Here is an 18,735-nt window from a genome sequence, read left to right on the forward strand (position 1 = left end):
AGCGTTCGTCCTGAGCCAGGATCAAACTCTCCATTATAGAGTAGTTGATTGCTCAATACTGCTGGCGTATCGCCGTCTCGAAAGACGCGCGATTCGCTTGATCTGCCGAAGCTGATCAGTAAGTTGTGCCGCGATCGCTCGCGACTGTATTGTTGACGTTTTGCTGTTCAGTTTTCAAGGTTCAATTGTTAATGCGCTCAATGTGACAGCGACTTTTCAATATTACCAAACTCTCTCGCGAGAGTCAAGGCTTATTTTTTCTTTATTGCTGTGCCGCTTTTCACTTAAAAACGCGACAAGAAATATCTTACCACCTTATTAAAATAAGCGCAATAGTTTTTTTAAAAAACCCAAACAAATCAAATGACTTGTCTGGGTTCTGCATACTTACTATTCTTTTGGGCGCATCTGAGGGAATAATAGTACATCGCGTATCGATGCTGAGTTAGTTAACAGCATGACTAAGCGATCAATCCCGATACCCAATCCTCCTGTTGGCGGAAGTCCATATTCCAAAGCTTCTATGAAGTCGTCATCCATTTCATGAGCTTCATCGTTTCCTTCTTCTTTTTCAACGAGTTGCGCTTCGAAACGTTCGCGCTGATCGATAGGATCGTTTAATTCCGTAAAGGCATTTGCGTGTTCTCTGCGGACAATGAAAAGTTCAAAACGATCTGTAAAACGCTCATCTTCTAGATTTTTCTTGGCAAGTGGAGAAATTTCAACTGGATGCCCATAAATAAATGTAGGCTGAACCAATTGCTCTTCAACTTTCTGTTCAAAGAATTCATTGAGAATATGCCCAACTTCCATAGTTGGCTTAATTTCAATGTTGTGTTCCACAGCGAGCGCTTGTGCTTCTTCCTTCGACATACGCTGCCAGAAATCCACTCCCGTGTATTCTTTAACTGCATCTGCCATGTGCAGACGTTTCCAGCCCGGCGCAAGGTTGATGTCTTCTTCTCCGTAGCGGACCGTTGTTGTGCCCAGAACTTCTTTTGCAGTGTGAGCAATCAAATTTTCTGTCAAAGACATAATGTCATTATAATCTGCGTATGCTTCATAAAGTTCGAGCATCGTGAACTCTGGGTTGTGGCGGGTTGATATGCCTTCGTTGCGGAAAACGCGTCCGATTTCATAAACTTTCTCTAATCCACCTACGATGAGGCGTTTCAAATGAAGTTCAATAGCAATACGAATATACAATTGCATGTCTAACGCATTGTGGTGAGTAATGAACGGACGGGCAGTGGCTCCCCCAGCAATTGAGTGGAGCATCGGTGTTTCGACTTCCAAGAAGCCTTGGTCATCCAGGTAGCGGCGCATTGCTTGAATGATGCGGCTGCGCAGGATGAACGTCTCTTTGCTGTTTTCACTAACAATCAAGTCCAAATAGCGCTGACGATAGCGTTGTTCCACATCTTTTAAACCGTGGAATTTCTCTGGCAACGGACGAAGGGCTTTTGTTAGGTATTCTACTTCTTGCGCCTTGACGGAAAGTTCGCCGACGTTTGTTTTGAAAACGGTGCCTCGGACGCCGATAATGTCGCCTAGATCTGCCGTGTTGAAGAATTCATAAGAAGCTTCTCCAATTGCATCTTTCCGGACGTAAATTTGGATCTGTCCTTTCAAGTCTTGCAGATGCGCAAATCCCGCTTTGCCTTTTCCACGCTTTGTCATGATGCGGCCGGCAATAATGACTTCAACGGATTTTTCTTCTAACTCTTCTTTTGAGAATTGGTCATATTGCTCAACGATTTCTTGTGAGAGATGCGTGCGTTCGAAACGTTTTCCAAATGGATCAAGTCCATGTTCGCGGAAGTTTTGCATTTTCTGGCGGCGCACCACTAATTGGTCATTCAATTCTTCTGACATATCCTACACTCCTTTTTCTGTTAAAACCACGTGCTTTCGTGTATTTATCCATTGTACACAATTTTCCGTACCGTTACATAAGAAAAACTGCCATTGTTTTACGCTAGCTTTCGATTTTACTTCGTAGGCTTTTTCTGAATTCAGTTAATCAACTTGCATCATTCAGAAAAGCTTCGATGTCACTATATGCTTCCCATAACTCTACTTCCTGCATCTCTAGCTCTGCTGGCATCACTAAGGAAGGCAGCAGATCACGCAAAGGAACGAGCACGAACGCACGTTCATACATCCTCGGGTGCGGAATGGTCAGCTCATCTGTAGCGAGTTGCTCTTGACCATACAACAGTATATCGAGGTCTACAGTTCGCGGACCCCAGCGAACGAGCCGCTCCCGCTGCAAGTTGCGCTCAACCTCTTGGCATACAGCCAAGAGGTCTAAAGGTGAAAGATTAGTTTCAAGGCGGACCGCTAGATTCAGGAATGCCCCCTGATCCAGGTAGCCCACAGGTGCTGTTTCGTAAATGGATGATATTTTCACATTAGAGATTGCTGGATTCGCTCGCAGCAAACGGACCGCTTCTTGAAGCTGCCGTTTCCGGTCTCCAAGATTCGAACCTAAAGATAGATAAGCCTTGTTCATCAGAAGTTCCCCCGCGTGATATCGATTGCTACTGATTGGTAATGGCCAGGAATCGGCGGGTCGGGTTTGATTAGCTGGACCCGCACTCCTTGAACCAGCGGGAATCGGTGTCGCAATTTAGCAGCTACTGTTTCGGCCACTGCCTCGACCAATTTTTTGGGTGTTCCTTCAATGACTTCGCGACATGTTTCGTACGCTTCGCCGTAATGGACCGTATGTTCTAGCTCATCGGTTTCTCCAGCGCGTGTTAAATCGATGGCAAGTGTCACTGTTGCCCGGAAACGCTGTCCAAGTTTTCGTTCTTCCGGAAACACGCCGTGATAGCCATAAAACTCCATCTCGTTCAAATGAATATAATCCATGTTCATCCCTCCATCCTTTTCTTTCCGGTTAAGACATCTATCATACGGACCGTTTGCACCGTTTCTTTTACGTCGTGTACTCGTACGATTTGGCATCCTTTCATGACGCCGAACGATACTGTAGCGAGCGAGCCTTCTAAACGCTCATCGACCGTTACACCCAGCAACTTGCCGATAAACGATTTTCGGGATGTGCCGAGAAGCACCGGGTAGCCCATCGCCACCAGTTGATCGAGCCGCTGCATCATCTCGACGTTTTGCGCTAGTGTCTTAGCGAACCCAATGCCAGGGTCGAGCCAGATATGTTCGTCAGGCACTCCCGCATCTCGCGCAATGTGAATGCTTGCCTCGAGGTCTTCTTTAACACCTTGCCAGAAGTCATCGTAAACCGCTTCAGTCCGGTTGTGCATCAAAATAATCGGCACTTGCTTGCTCGCCGCTACTCGGGCGATTTCGGAATCGTATTTAGCCCCCCAAATATCATTGATGATAGTGGCTCCTGCCTCAACTGCAGCATGCGCCACTGCAGATTTATATGTATCGATGGAAATAACCGCGTCTGTTTGTTGTCGGAGCGCACGAATCACCGGGACAACTCGGGCGATCTCTTCTTCGTCCGCGATTTGCGTGTGGCCAGGACGTGTCGATTCGCCTCCCACATCAATGATTGCTGCCCCATCCGCAAGCATTTGCTTGGCTCGCGCCACCGCTTTTTCTACATTATCGAACTGTCCGCCGTCGGAAAATGAATCCGGCGTTACATTCAAAATGCCCATTACTACCGTTTCCGTGTTCATCTCTAGGCTCATTCTGATTCACCGTCCATATAAGGATTGAAGAACTACATGTATTTCCCAGGAAATGCTTTTCTATAAACTGACTTCATCTTATCGTGAATCTGCTTTTTCTGCACAAAAAAGAGCCCTTTTTTCAAAGGCTCTTCCGTTTATCCGTTATTTTCATCAAATTGATAAAGTGGAGTGCTCAAATAGCGTTCACCGTTTGATGGCAAGATCGCCAAGACTTTTTTGCCTTTGCCAAGTCTTTTCGCGAGTTCAAGCGCAGCGTAGATAGCTGCACCTGATGAAACCCCTCCGAGAATGCCTTCTTCACGGGCCGTTCTACGGGCAGATTCATAGGATTGATCATTGCTTACTTGCATGATCTCGTCGTAGATTTCAGTGTTCAATACCGCCGGCACAAAACCTGCGCCGATGCCTTGAATTTTATGAGGGCCTGGTTTTCCACCAGATAAGACCGGCGAATCGGTCGGTTCAACCGCTACGATATGGACGTTCGGAAAATGCTCTTTCAATACCTGGCCAGCCCCAGTGATGGTGCCGCCTGTCCCAATGCCTGCAATGAAACCGTCCAATTGATCCATCGCTTCTACAATTTCAGGACCCGTCGTTAACCGGTGTACTTCTGGATTTGCCTGATTGTTGAACTGTTGTGGCATGAACCAATCGTTTTCGGCAGCCAATTTTTCGGCCGTTTTGATGGCACCCTTGGGACCATTCATGCCATCTGGACCTGGCGTTAAGACCAATTCTGCACCATATGCGCGCAATAAGTTGCGGCGTTCCATGCTCATCGTCTCAGGCATGACAAGGACGCTGCGATAGCCTTTTGCTGCTGCAATCATGGCCAATCCAATGCCGGTGTTGCCGCTTGTTGGTTCGATTAAGGTATCGCCTTCTTTTAAGTCGCCGGATTTTTCAGCTGCTTCAATCATTGCCAGTGCGATACGGTCTTTGACGCTAGATCCTGGGTTGAAGTATTCCAATTTGACGTAAACTTCTGCATCTTCAGGTCCTGTTAGCCGGTTTAATTTAACAATCGGTGTTTGCCCAATCAATTCGGTAATTGAATTTCCTACTCGTGCCATGTTTACCACTCCTAATCCCCACTATTTTTGTCGACATTATTTGCTTCATCGTATCAATTGCACCGAGAACTGTCAATTTCCTGAGCGCATCGCCAAATCATTCCCCTTCGCCATAAAACCATTCAGCGTCGAATTCTTGCCAAAAGGCTTCGGGCGAAACGGATTGAGGCAATTGCTCAAGTGCCAGCTCGCGGCTAATGTGCTCTTTCACTTCATCAAAGCCGAATGTTCGGCCTTCGATTTTTTCTTTCACCGTAATAACCGCAGTCCGGCCATCTTCAAGTACGAGCGGAGCGGACCAAGAGCCCGGTTCGATGCTTTCCACCGTTTTCGCGATTTGTGGATCGATCGAAGCTTGACCTGGGGACACAAAGCCGATATCACCGCCTAGGTTGCCAGTGGCATTATCGATCGAGCGCTCGCGTGCAAGTGCCTCGAAACTCGAGCCATTGTCGAGCTCTTTAATCGCTTCTTCCGCTTCAGCCTTGGAATTTAAGACAATCATGCTCGTGCGGTAAGAATCTTTAACATCATAGATTGCGCGGTTGTCTTCGTAGAAATCTTCGATGGCCTGATCTTCGATGAGGACGTCTTTCGTCAAAACTTTCTCCAAGATCAATTGCGCTTTTACTTTGTCGCGCTGACGTTGGCTGTCACTCGCATACAACATCTCTTCAGTCCCGTCCTGCGCAGTTCGCATCATCGCCAGTTCCAGATCGATTTCTTTATCCGATACTTCGATCCCGTAATCATCTGCCGCAGCGGCCATGACTTTTTCATTGACCAATTCCAACAGAGCGGCGCGGCCATGCTGTTGTTCCATGGCCGCCAACCATTCAGCACGCGTGATTTCTTCTCCATCCACCGCTGCGACTTCTTCATTTGTGGCACTGCTGCCATTGGGAATAAGCCAAGCGATGAACCACAACACATTCGCCAGCAATAAAATACCAATCACCAGCAGCACCGGTTTGGTTTTCAAGTGACGTTTTTGCTTGTGCGGTGTCGTGTTAGTTCGATTCGAGTTCATTGAGCAACGCTTCCAATTCTGCTTTGTTGTAATGATACTTTTCGTGACAGAAATGACATTCAGTTTCCGCCTCGCCGTCTGTTTCGATCATTTGGCGGATTTCTTCTTTTCCAAGTCCCATAATGCCTTCTGCGAATTTTTCTTTAGAACACGTACACTGAAACTGCACAGGCATTTCTTCGAGAATTTGAACATTGTCTTTTCCTAGCACTTCTTCCAAAATCTCTTCAGGCGTGAGCCCTCGTTTGATCATTGAGGAAACGGGTTCGATGTTCGCCAAGCGCTGTTCGATCAATGTAATGGTTTCGTCGTCGATGTCAGGCATCAATTGAATAATAAAACCGCCTGCTGCGAGCACGGAATTGTCGGTATCGACAAGCACACCGAGCCCAACAGATGAAGGCACTTGTTCAGAGACGACGAAATAATAAGTCAAGTCTTCTGCGATCTCGCCGGATACAATCGGTGTTTGTCCCGTGAAATAATCGCGCATGCCTTGGTCTTTGACAACTGACAGCATGCCATTTGTGCCGACAACCCCTTTAACATCGAGTTTTCCACCTTTGCTATCAACATGGCTTTGCGGATGGGCGACGTAGCCGCGCACATTGCCTTTGGCGTCACTGTCGACTAATAGATGGCCGACCGGACCACCAGCTTCGATTTTTAAGGTGACGCGGTCTTCTCCTTTTAGCATGGCGCCAAACATGACGCCACCTGTCATCAAGCGGCCGAGAGCTGCGGTTGCAGCGGGCCATGTTTGGTGACGGCGCTGTGCCTCTCCTACCGTTTCTGTCGTATTGACTGCAAATGCACGGACATTGCCGTTAAAGCCAAGTCCGCGAACTAAATAATCTGACATGTGATTCTTCCTCTCCTTACGCTTGGTTGCGTTTGTAAATAAAGTGTAAGCCTTTTAATGTCAAAAACGGGTCAACATGGTCAATCATATCTGACTCTTCGGCAATCAATGGGGCAAGGCCGCCTGTTGCAATGACGGTCGGGTGTTGCTTGCTTTGTTGTTTCATACGGGTGATGATGCCTTCTGCCTGGCCGACATATCCGTAGACAATTCCTGCCTGCATCGCAGAAATGGTATTTTTGCCGACGACCGAATCAGGACGCGCGATTTCGATGCGCGGCAATTTCGATGCACGGGTGTAGAGCGCTTCGGTCGAGCTTTGGATTCCTGGGGCAATGGCGCCGCCTTGGTATTGGTTGTTTTCGTCGATGTAACAGAACGTGTTGGCGGTGCCGAAATCAACAATGATCAAAGGTCCTCCGTATTCTTGTATCGCGGCGACAGCATTAACGATTCGGTCTGCGCCCACTTCACGCGGGTTTTCGTATTTAATATTGAGGCCGGTTTTGACGCCAGGCCCGACGACTAGCGCTTTGGTATGGAAATATTTTTGTGCCATGCGCTCGAGCGCAAACATGATTGGGGGCACGACGGAAGACATGATGACCCCATCAATTGATTCAAAACCGAGCCCAACATGATTTAAAAACGCCTTGATCTGCATAGCGTATTCATCTTCGGTTTTGTGGCGGTCGGTTTCCATCCGCCAATGGTGCAGGAGTGTGTCGTTATCGTATACGCCAAGGACGATATTGGTATTGCCTGTATCCATTACTAAGATCATAAGTTCTCCCCATTTATCTGCTGAATTTCCAACACATCATACCATAATTCCGCAAAAGCAAAAAGCCGATGCCAAGCCCTTTTCAGGGCTGGCACCGGCTTTTGTTTATTTACGGTCTTCTCGGATCGGTCCTTGCGAATCAGTTGATGAGCCTTCTTCCGGCAAATCTCCTGATGACGGATCATTCGGTGCGCCCGTTACGTCCGGGTTTACCTCGTCTGTTTCCGTTTCGCTTTCTTCGTCTTTTTCGTAGTTGCCGTTCAAGGCTTCATACGAACGTTCCGGCAATGTACCGTGTTCTTTCAAATGCAGGATTTGAGCAGCATCGAGTGTTTCCACTTCAAGCAATGTGTTGGCAAGTAGCTCGAGAAGCTCGCGTTTTTCCGTGAGGATCTCTTTTGTCCGGACATATTGCTCTTTGATGATGCGTTGGATTTCTTGATCGATCTCAAATGCGATCGCATCGGAATAGTTTTGATCCGAATTGAAGTCGCGTCCAAGGAAGACGTTGCCGCCTTGAGACTGGCCGAATTGGATTGGGCCGATCTTGTCGCTCATGCCGTACTCTGTGACCATGCTGCGGGCGATCGCTGTCGCGCGCTGGAAGTCATTGTGTGCGCCCGTGGATACTTCGCCAAAGACGATATCCTCAGCGACGCGTCCACCGAGCAAGCCGGCAATTTTATCGAGCAGTTCCGGTTTAGTCATGAAGTAACGGTCTTCACGTGGCAGCATAACGGCATATCCGCCAGCTTGGCCGCGCGGTACGATCGTTACTTTATGGACAATGTCCGCATCGTCTAGAATCAAACCGATAACGGTATGGCCAGACTCGTGATATGCAACGATATTGCGTTCTTTTTTCGAAATAACGCGATTCTTCTTAGCGGGACCGGCAATAACGCGGTCGGTCGCTTCATCGATATCGGCCATGTCGATTTTCTTCTTATTGCGGCGAGCTGCGACGAGTGCTGCTTCGTTCAATAAGTTTTCGAGGTCTGCACCCGAGAATCCAGGCGTCCGCTGAGCGATCGCCTTCATGTCGACCGTGTCATCAAGCGGCTTGTTGCGCGCATGCACTTTCAACACTTCTTCACGTCCTTTAACATCCGGGCGGCCAACTGTGATCTGGCGGTCAAAACGGCCAGGACGTAGAAGTGCCGGGTCCAAGATATCCGGACGGTTGGTAGCAGCAATGATGATAATGCCTTCGTTCGCACCAAAGCCATCCATTTCAACGAGCAATTGGTTGAGCGTTTGTTCACGCTCATCATGCCCGCCGCCAAGGCCGGCGCCGCGCTGGCGGCCGACTGCATCGATTTCATCGATGAAGATGATACATGGTGCATTTTTCTTCGCGTTCTCGAACAAATCACGAACACGTGAAGCCCCGACGCCGACGAACATTTCGACGAAGTCTGAACCACTGATTGAGAAGAACGGCACGCCTGCTTCGCCAGCTACTGCGCGGGCAAGCAAAGTTTTACCTGTACCTGGAGGCCCGACAAGCAAGATCCCCTTCGGAATGCGGGCACCGATCTCACCAAAGCGTTTCGGATCTTTCAAAAAGTCCACTACTTCAACAAGCTCTTGCTTTTCTTCATCCGCACCAGCTACATCGTCGAAGCGGACTTTTTGTTTCTGGTCATCGTACAATTTCGCCTTGCTTTTCCCGAAGTTCATCACTCGGCCGCCACCGCCGCCCTGTGATTGGTTCAACAAGAAGAAGAACAAGATGAAGATGATGATGAATGGAATGATGCCTGTGAAGAATGAAACCCAGCCGCTTGTTTGCGGTGCTTTCAAGAATTCAACTTCTACATCTTGCGCTGTTGCGACTTCATCAATTTGTTGCGTCAATGCCTCATTTTCGATCGGCACATTGGTAACAAACGATTCGCCCTCTTCGTAATCGGCCATCTCGCCGGTCACTTCATACACTTGTGCGTCAGGTTGGATTGTGACATTCTCAATCTCGCCTGCGTTCAATGCTTCTAGAAATTCGTTGTAGCTAATATTTTGCGTCGGTTGGTTGCTATTATTGAAAGTCCCTAGAATACCGATGATCACTAGGAATATCAGTAGATAAAATATGGTGTATCGGAATATTCGATTCATCCCGCGCCTCCTCACAAAGTTTCCCAAAACTAACCTAAATACTAACACAGGGACAAAAATGCATACAATGAAAAGCCTTTACGGCATGCTTGAAATCGTCGGCTCTTTGAACGTTCTTTGACTATTCCTCTTCACCGCTGTAAATAGCTGGCTTAAGAATACCGATATATGGAAGGTTGCGGTATTTTTCTGCGTAGTCGAGACCATACCCGACAACGAAAGCATCTGGCACTTCAAATCCGATGTAATCGGCTTTTAAATCCACTTTGCGGCCAGTCGGCTTGTCGAGCAATGTAACGATTTTAATGGAATTCGCTTTGCGGTATTTAAACAAGTCCACCAAATAACTCAATGTCAGCCCACTATCGATGATGTCTTCGATGATTAGCAAGTCACGGCCTTCAACACTGGCGTTCAAATCTTTGACGATTTTGACTTCCCCTGAAGAAACCGTTGCGTTGCCGTAGCTTGAAACGTCCATGAAATCCATTTCCACGTAGCCATCAAAGCGCTTCATAAGATCGCCCATGAATGGCATGGCGCCTTTTAGTACACCGATGGCAAGCGGGTATTTCCCTTCATAATCACGCGTCAATGTGTCACCGAGTTCACGTGCTTTTTCCTGAAGTTGTTCTTCACTGATCAATACTTCTTTAATGTCTTTTTGTAGCATGGTGGACCTCCTAGTTTCTTCCTCATTTTGCATAATCTATGCATTGTTCAATTAATACGCGATTGTCTTCCGAGCGCTTAGACCGACTCAGATAAGATGCCGTGCGCAAACGCGGCACCAATAAGACTTGATGTTTCCCGGCTACGATGATTGGCCAGTGGTCCCGTTGTTGTGACGGAACTTTTTCGTCAATCATCAGCCGCGCCAATTTTTTCGCCCGGCTCATCCCCGCAAGCAAGATGCGGTCGCCCGGTTCCCTTTCGCGAAGCGTAAAATCCGTTTCTTCGGAGTGAAAATACCAAAAAACGGCATTTTCCACTTCCGGCTCTTCGCCGATGGGCACAACCCGGTAACGGCAACCTTCGACAGGCGGCGACCAAAACTGGCCGATATCCGCTCGCTGGAACTCCGCGTGTTCTTTCAATTTTTCAAAGAACACGCGGTCGTATTGGCGTATCATCCTATAATTTTGCGGCAAATGTACAAAAACGGTGCCTGAGGAACTTTGCAAAAGCTCACGCACTTGCTCTGCCAAATGGCTTGTAATTAACACTCGCTTGCCATCATATAGATAGTTTAATAGTAGTAGAACCATCCTTTTTTGTAAAGCAGAGGGATGGCTTCTGAAACTTTCGGCAGAAATCTGCAGTTCTTCTGGAGAAACCAGTAATTCTTCCAGTACTTGTTGTGCAAGTTGCCATAAGAAGGCAGCGTCTTCATTGACTTGTTCAGCAAGCTCTGCAAAGTGCACCGCTGCACGAGGATTTTCTAAGGCCATTGCCGGCAAAAGGGTCTTTCGGATCCGGTTGCGCGTGTAGGCATCGCTCGCATTACTCGGGTCTTCGCGATGCGGCACGTTGTTGAGCTCTGCATACCGTGCAATGTCCGCTTTAGTGACAGCGAGCTGCGGCCGCACGAGCGAACCTCCGTTGATGGGGCGTTTATTGCGCATGCCAAAGTCGCCATGCTTCAAGCTGCCACGCATGCCGTCCATCAATAGGGTCTCCAATTGATCATCTGCGTGATGGGCCGTAATCAGTACTTCCGATTGTGTTTTTTTCATCACGAATTCGAATATGCCGTACCGCTCTTCCCGGCAAACATTTTGTGTGTTGCCGCCTTTTTCCGCTAAAATCGCAGGGACCGGTACTTGATAAAGTTCATAAGGAATGTCCCAGAGCTTGCATTGCTGTTCGACAAAGCGGCTGTCTTCAGCTGATTGTTCACCCCTTAGCATATGGTCGACATGTACCGCTGTAAGATTTATGCCGAGCTGGCGCCGCTGCTGCGATAGAAAATGCAAAAGAACCATGGAATCGATGCCGCCAGATACACCGATCACTAAACGGTCCCCATTGCGGAATAATTGATGTTTGCTTAAATAGGCAAGCATTGTTTGTTCGTAAAATTCCATGGCACGTCCTCCTATTCTTGCCGTTTTCTATTTCTTAAAAATAAATATCGTAAAAACATAAATTGCTAATTGACACATCCGTAATGCAAGTAGTATGATATAAACTGTTCGTTTGAACAAGGCGGCGTAGCTCAGCTGGCTAGAGCGTACGGTTCATACCCGTAAGGTCGGGGGTTCGATCCCCTCTGCCGCCATCATATTAAAAAGTAGCACCTTCCATCCGTGGGAGGTGCTTTTTTTATGCTCAAAAAACATTGCCCGCCTGTGCTTCTACTGCTTTGCGTGTTTCAGCCGATAAAAAAACGCCCTCCTAGACGGAGAAGCGTTCCATATTCGTATTTCAACTAAGTTGAAGCATTTTCTCTATGCTATTAAAACAGCTAGCAAGTTAGCCTCTTTTCGCACCACGACCGCCACGTTTAGATTCTGTGGCACGCTTAAGCGTCGACAGGTTGTCTTCGCTGTCTTTCAGGAATTTTGCCATCTTCGTTTCGAAGGTTTCCTTAGGGGCGCGGTCAAAAGAACGATTGTTCGGACGCGGACGGCTTGGACGGCTAGTACCGCCTTCTGGCTGAGGCTTCGCTTTGCGGATCGACAAACCGATTTTCCCGTCTGCTTCTACATTCATCACTTTCACTTCTACCATTTCGCCAACTTTCAAGTGATCGTTAATATCTTTCACATAGTTGTCGGCGACTTCACTAATATGCACGAGGCCTGTTGCACCAGTTGGAAGCTGTACGAACGCTCCAAAGTTTGTAATACCCGTGACTTTTCCTTCTAACTTGCTGCCTACTTCAATCGACATAAAAAAAATGCTCCTCCTTAAAATTTAAGATGACTCCGGATTCGGGCCAAATTGACAGTTTGCGGGACTAATCCCACCTTTAATTATAGCGATGAAAGGGAGAGTGTCAACCGACTACTCTTTTTCCTCGCCATCTTCTTGTGGTTTTTCGGCATCATTCGGCAAAGTGAATATGACCTCACCTTCATCCGACAAGAAATAATCTTTGCGTGCAAGCTTTGAAACATAATCGTCGTCGTTCAATAAACGGATCTGTTCTTCGAGCTTAGCTTGCTGCTTTTGCACTTCTTCAAGCTCAGCCAATTTTTCCTCTTGCAGCTGTTCTTTGCCAGCAATGGTTTGGGATTGTGCATAAATGGTCGACCCAAGCCAAATGCTCGTCAATAGCACAACCAAACCAAACACCGCCAGCCGCCTGTACAAAACCACTTGATGCCGTTTTTTCCGTGCGTCTTCGATTTCTACAGCCCGCGTGTATTCATTTTGTAGCGGGGTCACTCCCTGATTTTCGTGCATTTTCTCTCTCTTCACTTCTGGACGCCCCTTCCCAATTGATTTTGTGATTATTATACATGAAAAACATTCCATATAAAAAGATTTTCTGTAAGCCCTTTCTCCTTTTTTCCTGCATTGTTCCGGAATTTACCGAATCTTCTTAGGTGTTAATAAAAATACTATTGACTTAATTTTTATGCAACATTATAATACAGGACACATCATTTTATTATAAAAATTAAACATATTGCATATATATTCATAAAAGGAGTATGGAGCATGACGGGAAATTTACTCTTAACAACTGGGGAATCGTTTATGGGAACGTGGCACGGCACAGAAACAGCTGTGCAAGGAGAGCTGGTCTTTTTTACCGGCATGACCGGCTATGAGGAAGTCATCACCGATCCATCTTATAAAGGGCAAATCATCGTTTTTTCCTATCCATTGATCGGGCAATATGGCATCGAGTCCCTTTATGCACAATCGGAAAGAATCCAAGCGGCCGGCATCATTGTGGCAGAGCTGTATGAGGGCCCCTTGCCGAAACAAGCCATCTCGCTAGCTCAATTCGCTGAAGCGCAAGACGTTCCGTTAGTCAGCGGCATCGATACACGTTCGGTCATCCAGCACGTCCGGGAAATGGGCACGATGCCTGCACAGCTGCTCCCTGGCAATACGCCGGAAGAGCCTTGGCAATTGCTCAAGACCGACTTTTTCCCAGAGCAATATGCAGTCCCGGCAAAACAGTTCGGCGAAGGCCCTTTGCATATCGGACTCATCGACTTCCATTACAAGGCGTCCATTTTAAATGAATTGCTCGCACTCGGCTGCCGCGTCAGCATCATCCCTTATCATGCAGCGGCCGCACTTCCTGAAGCGCTTGGAGTCGATGGGCTCCTGTTCTCGAACGGCCCGGGAGACCCGCAAGCGCTGAACAGCAGGTTGCCGGTTTACCGCGCTTGGGCAGAGCGCTATCCGTCCTTCGGCATTTGCCTAGGCCATCAAGTGCTGGCTGCCGCTTTCGGCGCAACCACTACAAAGCTTGCATACGGACATCGCGGCGCTAACCATCCTGTGAAAAACCACAAGACCGGCCGCGTCAGCATGAGCTCCCAAAACCATAGTTATGTCGTCGAAGCGGACAGCCTGGCGGATACGCCGTTTGAAGTGCTTTATGAAAACGTCAACGATGGTAGCATCGAAGGCTTGATTCACCCGCACTTGCCGATTACGACGGTTCAATTCCATCCGGAAGCAGCACCCGGCCCAGCAGATCATCTCGCTTTGTTCCACCAGTTCCTGAAAACCGCAAATGATATGAAGAAGGTGAAAATACATGCCTAAAGCAGAATGCATTGAAAAAGTGCTTGTTATCGGATCCGGCGCCATCGTCATCGGGCAAGCCGCCGAGTTCGATTATTCCGGCACCCAAGCGTGTTTGGCATTAAAAGAAGAAGGCATCGAAGTGGTGCTGCTCAATAACAACCCGGCGACGATCATGACCGATGAAAGTGTCTCGGACAAAGTGTATTTCGAACCGATGACACTCGAAGCTGCCACAACAATCATCGATACAGAACGTCCGGATGGTTTGCTCGCGACTGTCGGCGGCCAGACCGGCTTGAATTTGGCGATGGCCTTGGCGGATGCCGGCATCTTGGAACAATACGGCGTCGAATTGCTCGGCACCGATATGGCCGCCATCAAAAAAGCCGAAGACCGCGACCAATTCCGTTCCTTGATGAAGCAGCTCGGTGAACCGGTGCCTGATTCCGACATCATCTATTCGCTCGACGGCGCGCTCGCTTTTGCAGAGCGCACGGGCTATCCCGTCATCGTCCGCCCCGCCTATACGCTCGGCGGTTTTGGCGGCGGCATCGCAAGCGACGAAGCCGCTTATCTCAAGCTGGTTACGCAAGGCTTGTCGGCAAGCCCCATCAAGCAATGCCTCGTCGAGACGAGCATCGCCGGCTATAAGGAAATCGAATACGAAGTGATGCGCGATGCAGCAGGCACATGCATCACGGTTTGCAATATGGAGAACTTGGATCCTGTCGGCGTACATACCGGCGATTCGATCGTCGTCGCCCCGAGCCAAACTTTGAACGACCCGGATTTCCACATGCTGCGCACGTCTTGCATCCAGATTATCGAAGCGCTCGGCATCATCGGCGCCTGTAATGTGCAGTTCGCCCTCCATCCGGAAACCTCCGAATATTTTTTGATCGAAGTCAATCCGCGTGTCAGCCGTTCATCCGCACTCGCTTCCAAAGCGACCGGCTATCCGATTGCCAAAATCGCAGCCAAGCTCGCCATCGGCTATACACTCGATGAATTGAAAAATCCGGTGACCGGCACCACTTATGCAAGTTTTGAGCCGGCACTCGATTACGTCGCCTTGAAAATCCCGCGCTGGCCATTCGACCAATTTCCTTTAGCGGACCGCACACTTGGCACGCAGATGAAAGCCACTGGCGAAGTGATGGCGATCGAACGCCGCATGGAAGCCGCCATGCAAAAAGCGCTGCGCTCGCTTGAACTGCCGATAGACGGGTTCCGCCTCCCAGCCCTGGCTGCATTGCCGACGGGCGATTTGCAAGAACTCGCGATGAAGCCGGACGACCGCCGCTTGTTTGTGCTGTTCGAATTGCTCATCCGCGGGAAAACCACAGAGGAGCTGCATGCCATCACCGGCATCACGCCTTATTTCTTATACGTTTTATCGAATATTGTTACAGAGTGGCAAGACCTTAAATCGATCAGCTGGAACACCGTAACCGCTGAACGCTTATTGCAGGCCAAAAAATTGGGCTTTAGCGACCAGCAAATGGCCAATATATGGGATGTGCCGGCAGCTGAAATTTGGGGCCAGCGCAGAAGCTATAAAATCGCGCCAGCATACCGGATGATTGATACATGTGCCGCGGAGTTCCGCTCAACGACCAATTATTTCTATTCCACTTGGGATAACCAGGCGGATGTCGACCGCTCCAATGATGCGAAAAAAGTCGCGGTCGTCGGATCCGGCCCGATCCGCATCGGCCAAGGCATCGAATTCGATTATTGCTGTGTGCACAGCGTTATGGCTGCACAAAAGCTTGGCTATGAAGCCGTCATGATCAATAACAATCCAGAAACCGTCAGCACCGATTACGAAGTAGCGGATGCGCTGTATTTCGAACCGATCACGGCGGAAGATGTCTTAAACGTACTGGAATTTGAAGGCATCCACCAAGTCATTCTCCAATTCGGCGGCCAGACGTCTCTTAATTTGGCGAATGCTTTAGAACAAGCGGGCATCACGGTACTCGGGTCAGCGGTCGATTTGCTGGACCAAATGGAAGACCGCGACCGCTTCTATGCGTTTCTCGAGTCGATCGGCTTGCCGACCATCCCCGGGACGACGGCAAAGAAGCCGGAAGACGTGCTGCCGGCAGCGGAAAAGCTCGGCTTCCCGGTCTTGCTTCGCCCTTCTTATGTCATCGGTGGGCGCGGCATGATCGTGCTTCATGACCAGGCAGAGCTTGATGCCTGGCTCGGTTCTGAACAAGCGTTTCCGGTATTGGTTGATCATTTCGTTACCGGCAAAGAAGCCGAAGCCGATATTTTAACGGATGGCGACAATGTCTGGGTGTCGGCGATCTTTGAGCACATTGAAGGAACCGGCGTCCATTCCGGCGATAGCATCGCGAGCACGCCGCCCGTCACGCTGTCAGATGCCCAGCAGCAAAAACTGGTGGATACCGCGAAGCATATTGCGAGACAGCTTGACTACACCGGGCTGTTCAATATCCAGTTTGTCTACGAAGAAGATCAATTATTCGTCATGGAAATCAATCCACGGGCGTCGCGCACGGCGCCGATCAGTTCGAAAGTGACCGATGTGCCGCTCGTCCAGCACGCTACCGCCTTATTGCTCGGCGTGCCTTACGAGGAACTCGGCATTGAACAGATGTATAACGGACAGCCGGACTTTACCGTCAAAGCCCCGGTGTTCTCCCATATTAAATTGCCTGGCCTGTCTCCGGTACTATCGCCTGAAATGATGTCGACCGGCGAAGTGATCGGCACGGCCCAGACCTTTGAAGAAGCGCTCGAGAAAGCCTTAACCGGCGCTTCTGTCCAACTGGCAACATTAAACCCGGAGGCGACCTTGTTCGCAGCGGACGGCAGCGACTCGCATACGCAACTCGACGATTTCCGCACCCAAGGCCTGTCGATCATTACCGAAGACCAGCTATCTTTTGACGACTGGCTGTTATCGACAGACGCCGCCGCCTATATCGATTTTTCCGAAACACCTGACGCCGGCCGCATGGCGCAAGCGGCTATCCACCGCCTGCATGCCTGGTCACGCCCGGAGACTGCGGCCGCTTACGCCGCAAGCCAAAAAATCCAATCTGAACGTTTGAAAGGAGTGCTTGCCCAATGACGATGATCATGCCGCTTGCCCCCACTATTGCCCAGGAAGATTTTCTATCATTGAAAGACTATCGCACCGAGGAGATCCTCGATTTGCTGAATTTGGCGATTGAGTTGAAAAAACCGGAAAATAAATACTTGCCGCTCTTGAAAGGAAAAGTGCTCGGCATGATCTTTGAGAAATCGTCGACCCGCACGCGTGTGTCGTTCGAAGCCGGTATGCTGCAGCTCGGTGGCCACGCGATGTTCTTGAGCTCGCAAGACACTCAGCTCGGCCGCGGGGAAACGATTGCAGATACGGCACGTGTGTTATCAGGATATTTGGACGGGTTGATGATCCGTACGTTCCATCAATCTGCTGTGGAAGAGTTGGCAGAATTCAGCTCGATTCCCGTCATCAATGGCTTAACTGACGATTACCACCCATGCCAAGTGCTTGCTGATTTGATGACGTTTCAGGAGCATTTCGGTAGTTTTAAAGGCCGCAAGCTGGCATATATCGGGGACGGCAATAATATGGCCAATTCCTTGATGATCGGTGCGGCGAAAGTCGGGCTCGACATCGCGATCGCCGCTCCAAAAGGCTACGAGCCGCAATCGCAAATGGTTGAACTCGCACAAGCCATCGCGAAAGATACCGGTTCTGTGGTGACGGTGACGAATGATCCAGTCGCGGCAGTCACGGAAAGCGACGCCATCTATACCGATGTCTGGGCGAGTATGGGCCAGGAAGCTGAAGCTATCCAGCGCTTGAATGATTTTGCAGGATTCCAGGTGAATGCGGAACTGGTTCAGCACGCGAAAGCGGATTACATCTTTATGCATTGCCTCCCTGCGCATCGCGAGGAAGAAGTGACGACCGCTGTTTTGGAAGGGTCGCATTCGGTCATTTTCCAGGAAGCCGAGAACCGCTTGCATGCCCAAAAAGCGGTGCTTGTGACCTTGATGGGGGATTGAATTTATGGATACGAATGAAGAGCCTTGCCTGCAACTGGCGGGGCGCTTTTTTTGTTTTCGGATTTTGGCGGTAGAGAGCTTAGTGTAGGGGGAGAAAGCTTTGTTTTTTTGGAGCTCTTGATATCCGCCGCCTCGCTTGGGGTTGAGCTCCCGCCATGAGCCAGGAAGAACGCCTGTCTCTTGGCTTCACTTCACCCTTAAGCGCGAGGGGCTTAGATATTTCGTTGAATTGAATGAGTCAGCTGGATTCGGTTTTGTCTGGTTCGTAGATAGTCTACACTTTGTTGGACAGAAAAATTAAGGGCGCGTAAGCTAGTACCACATCAACCCCCGAAAAGGAGTCCTTATCATGTCTCAAGAACGTCGCGCTTTTTCGCGTGAATTCAAGCAACAGATGGTGGATT

At 49.1% G+C, this 18,735-nt stretch carries 16 protein-coding genes and 1 tRNA gene; 4 read left to right on the forward strand and 13 right to left on the reverse strand.

Features of this window, described 5'->3' with window-relative positions; genetic code table 11:
• Positions 1-390: 390 nt before the first annotated feature.
• The 11 genes from lysS to tilS form a co-directional block, all read right to left on the reverse strand.
• Positions 391-1,875, reverse strand: a complete 1,485-nt coding sequence (gene lysS / locus AY633_RS08420) for a lysine--tRNA ligase (protein WP_068487939.1) — start codon at positions 1,873-1,875, stop codon at positions 391-393.
• Positions 1,876-2,023: 148 nt separating this feature from the next.
• Positions 2,024-2,515, reverse strand: a complete 492-nt coding sequence (gene folK, locus AY633_RS08425) for a 2-amino-4-hydroxy-6-hydroxymethyldihydropteridine diphosphokinase (protein ID WP_068487940.1) — start codon at positions 2,513-2,515, stop codon at positions 2,024-2,026.
• A complete protein-coding gene (gene folB / locus AY633_RS08430) occupies positions 2,515-2,877 on the reverse strand; it encodes a dihydroneopterin aldolase (protein ID WP_068459612.1) in 363 nt (120 codons plus the stop codon). The genes folK and folB overlap by 1 nt, the downstream gene beginning before the upstream one ends.
• Positions 2,878-2,879: 2 nt before the next feature.
• Positions 2,880-3,674 (reverse strand): dihydropteroate synthase, encoded by a 795-nt coding sequence (folP, locus tag AY633_RS08435; RefSeq protein WP_253183205.1) that lies wholly within the window; start codon positions 3,672-3,674, stop codon positions 2,880-2,882.
• Positions 3,675-3,823: 149 nt separating this feature from the next.
• Entirely contained in the window at positions 3,824-4,765 is a 942-nt protein-coding gene (cysK, locus tag AY633_RS08440) for a cysteine synthase A (protein ID WP_068487942.1), read from the reverse strand.
• A gap of 97 nt (positions 4,766-4,862) precedes the next feature.
• Entirely contained in the window at positions 4,863-5,795 is a 933-nt protein-coding gene (locus AY633_RS08445) for a peptidyl-prolyl cis-trans isomerase (RefSeq protein WP_068487943.1), read from the reverse strand.
• Entirely contained in the window at positions 5,776-6,657 is an 882-nt protein-coding gene (gene hslO, locus AY633_RS08450) for an Hsp33 family molecular chaperone HslO (protein WP_068487944.1), read from the reverse strand. The genes AY633_RS08445 and hslO overlap by 20 nt, the downstream gene beginning before the upstream one ends.
• A gap of 16 nt (positions 6,658-6,673) precedes the next feature.
• Entirely contained in the window at positions 6,674-7,441 is a 768-nt protein-coding gene (locus tag AY633_RS08455) for a type III pantothenate kinase (RefSeq protein WP_068487945.1), read from the reverse strand.
• Positions 7,442-7,546: 105 nt separating this feature from the next.
• On the reverse strand, positions 7,547-9,559 hold the full coding sequence (gene ftsH, locus AY633_RS08460; protein ID WP_068487946.1) for an ATP-dependent zinc metalloprotease FtsH: 2,013 nt from the start codon (positions 9,557-9,559) through the stop codon (positions 7,547-7,549).
• Between the two features lie 121 nt (positions 9,560-9,680).
• Positions 9,681-10,232 carry a hypoxanthine phosphoribosyltransferase gene (gene hpt, locus AY633_RS08465; protein WP_068487947.1) on the reverse strand — a complete coding sequence of 184 codons (552 nt, stop codon included), beginning with the start codon at positions 10,230-10,232 and terminating at the stop codon, positions 9,681-9,683.
• Positions 10,233-10,254: 22 nt separating this feature from the next.
• Positions 10,255-11,646, reverse strand: coding sequence for a tRNA lysidine(34) synthetase TilS (tilS, locus tag AY633_RS08470; RefSeq protein WP_068487948.1), 1,392 nt, complete (start codon positions 11,644-11,646; stop codon positions 10,255-10,257).
• A 120-nt stretch (positions 11,647-11,766) separates the two neighbouring features.
• Between tilS and AY633_RS08475 the strand changes: the two genes are divergently transcribed.
• Positions 11,767-11,840 (forward strand) — tRNA-Met (locus AY633_RS08475).
• A gap of 194 nt (positions 11,841-12,034) precedes the next feature.
• Here AY633_RS08475 and AY633_RS08480 read toward each other — a convergent pair.
• Positions 12,035-12,454, reverse strand: a complete 420-nt coding sequence (locus AY633_RS08480) for a S1 domain-containing RNA-binding protein (protein ID WP_058382215.1) — start codon at positions 12,452-12,454, stop codon at positions 12,035-12,037.
• Between the two features lie 114 nt (positions 12,455-12,568).
• On the reverse strand, positions 12,569-12,985 hold the full coding sequence (locus AY633_RS08485) for an FtsB family cell division protein (RefSeq protein ID WP_249929418.1): 417 nt from the start codon (positions 12,983-12,985) through the stop codon (positions 12,569-12,571).
• Between the two features lie 243 nt (positions 12,986-13,228).
• Between AY633_RS08485 and AY633_RS08490 the strand changes: the two genes are divergently transcribed.
• From AY633_RS08490 to argF, 3 genes are read left to right on the forward strand one after another with little or no spacing between them, the layout of a single operon-like run.
• Positions 13,229-14,296: a carbamoyl phosphate synthase small subunit gene (locus AY633_RS08490; RefSeq protein WP_068487950.1), complete on the forward strand. Its 1,068-nt coding sequence runs from the start codon at positions 13,229-13,231 to the stop codon at positions 14,294-14,296.
• Entirely contained in the window at positions 14,289-17,384 is a 3,096-nt protein-coding gene (locus AY633_RS08495) for a carbamoyl phosphate synthase large subunit (RefSeq protein WP_068487951.1), read from the forward strand. The genes AY633_RS08490 and AY633_RS08495 overlap by 8 nt, the downstream gene beginning before the upstream one ends.
• Positions 17,381-18,331, forward strand: a complete 951-nt coding sequence (gene argF / locus AY633_RS08500) for an ornithine carbamoyltransferase (RefSeq protein WP_068487952.1) — start codon at positions 17,381-17,383, stop codon at positions 18,329-18,331. The genes AY633_RS08495 and argF overlap by 4 nt, the downstream gene beginning before the upstream one ends.
• The last annotated feature ends 404 nt before the right edge of the window (positions 18,332-18,735 follow it).

Source organism: Planococcus maritimus, from assembly GCF_001592825.1.
GTDB classification, from domain to species: domain Bacteria; phylum Bacillota; class Bacilli; order Bacillales_A; family Planococcaceae; genus Planococcus; species Planococcus maritimus_C.

Coding starts and splice junctions, on each gene's coding strand:
- tilS (WP_068487948.1), bottom strand. CDS start 11,646: ATGGAATTTTACGAACAAACAATGCTTGCCTATTTAAGCAAACATCAA.
- AY633_RS08445 (WP_068487943.1), bottom strand. CDS start 5,795: ATGAACTCGAATCGAACTAACACGACACCGCACAAGCAAAAACGTCAC.
- folK (WP_068487940.1), bottom strand. CDS start 2,515: ATGAACAAGGCTTATCTATCTTTAGGTTCGAATCTTGGAGACCGGAAA.
- argF (WP_068487952.1), top strand. CDS start 17,381: ATGACGATGATCATGCCGCTTGCCCCCACTATTGCCCAGGAAGATTTT.
- cysK (WP_068487942.1), bottom strand. CDS start 4,765: ATGGCACGAGTAGGAAATTCAATTACCGAATTGATTGGGCAAACACCG.
- ftsH (WP_068487946.1), bottom strand. CDS start 9,559: ATGAATCGAATATTCCGATACACCATATTTTATCTACTGATATTCCTA.
- AY633_RS08480 (WP_058382215.1), bottom strand. CDS start 12,454: ATGTCGATTGAAGTAGGCAGCAAGTTAGAAGGAAAAGTCACGGGTATT.
- AY633_RS08455 (WP_068487945.1), bottom strand. CDS start 7,441: ATGATCTTAGTAATGGATACAGGCAATACCAATATCGTCCTTGGCGTA.
- folP (WP_253183205.1), bottom strand. CDS start 3,674: ATGAACACGGAAACGGTAGTAATGGGCATTTTGAATGTAACGCCGGAT.
- lysS (WP_068487939.1), bottom strand. CDS start 1,875: ATGTCAGAAGAATTGAATGACCAATTAGTGGTGCGCCGCCAGAAAATG.
- AY633_RS08495 (WP_068487951.1), top strand. CDS start 14,289: ATGCCTAAAGCAGAATGCATTGAAAAAGTGCTTGTTATCGGATCCGGC.
- hslO (WP_068487944.1), bottom strand. CDS start 6,657: ATGTCAGATTATTTAGTTCGCGGACTTGGCTTTAACGGCAATGTCCGT.
- folB (WP_068459612.1), bottom strand. CDS start 2,877: ATGGATTATATTCATTTGAACGAGATGGAGTTTTATGGCTATCACGGC.
- hpt (WP_068487947.1), bottom strand. CDS start 10,232: ATGCTACAAAAAGACATTAAAGAAGTATTGATCAGTGAAGAACAACTT.
- AY633_RS08490 (WP_068487950.1), top strand. CDS start 13,229: ATGACGGGAAATTTACTCTTAACAACTGGGGAATCGTTTATGGGAACG.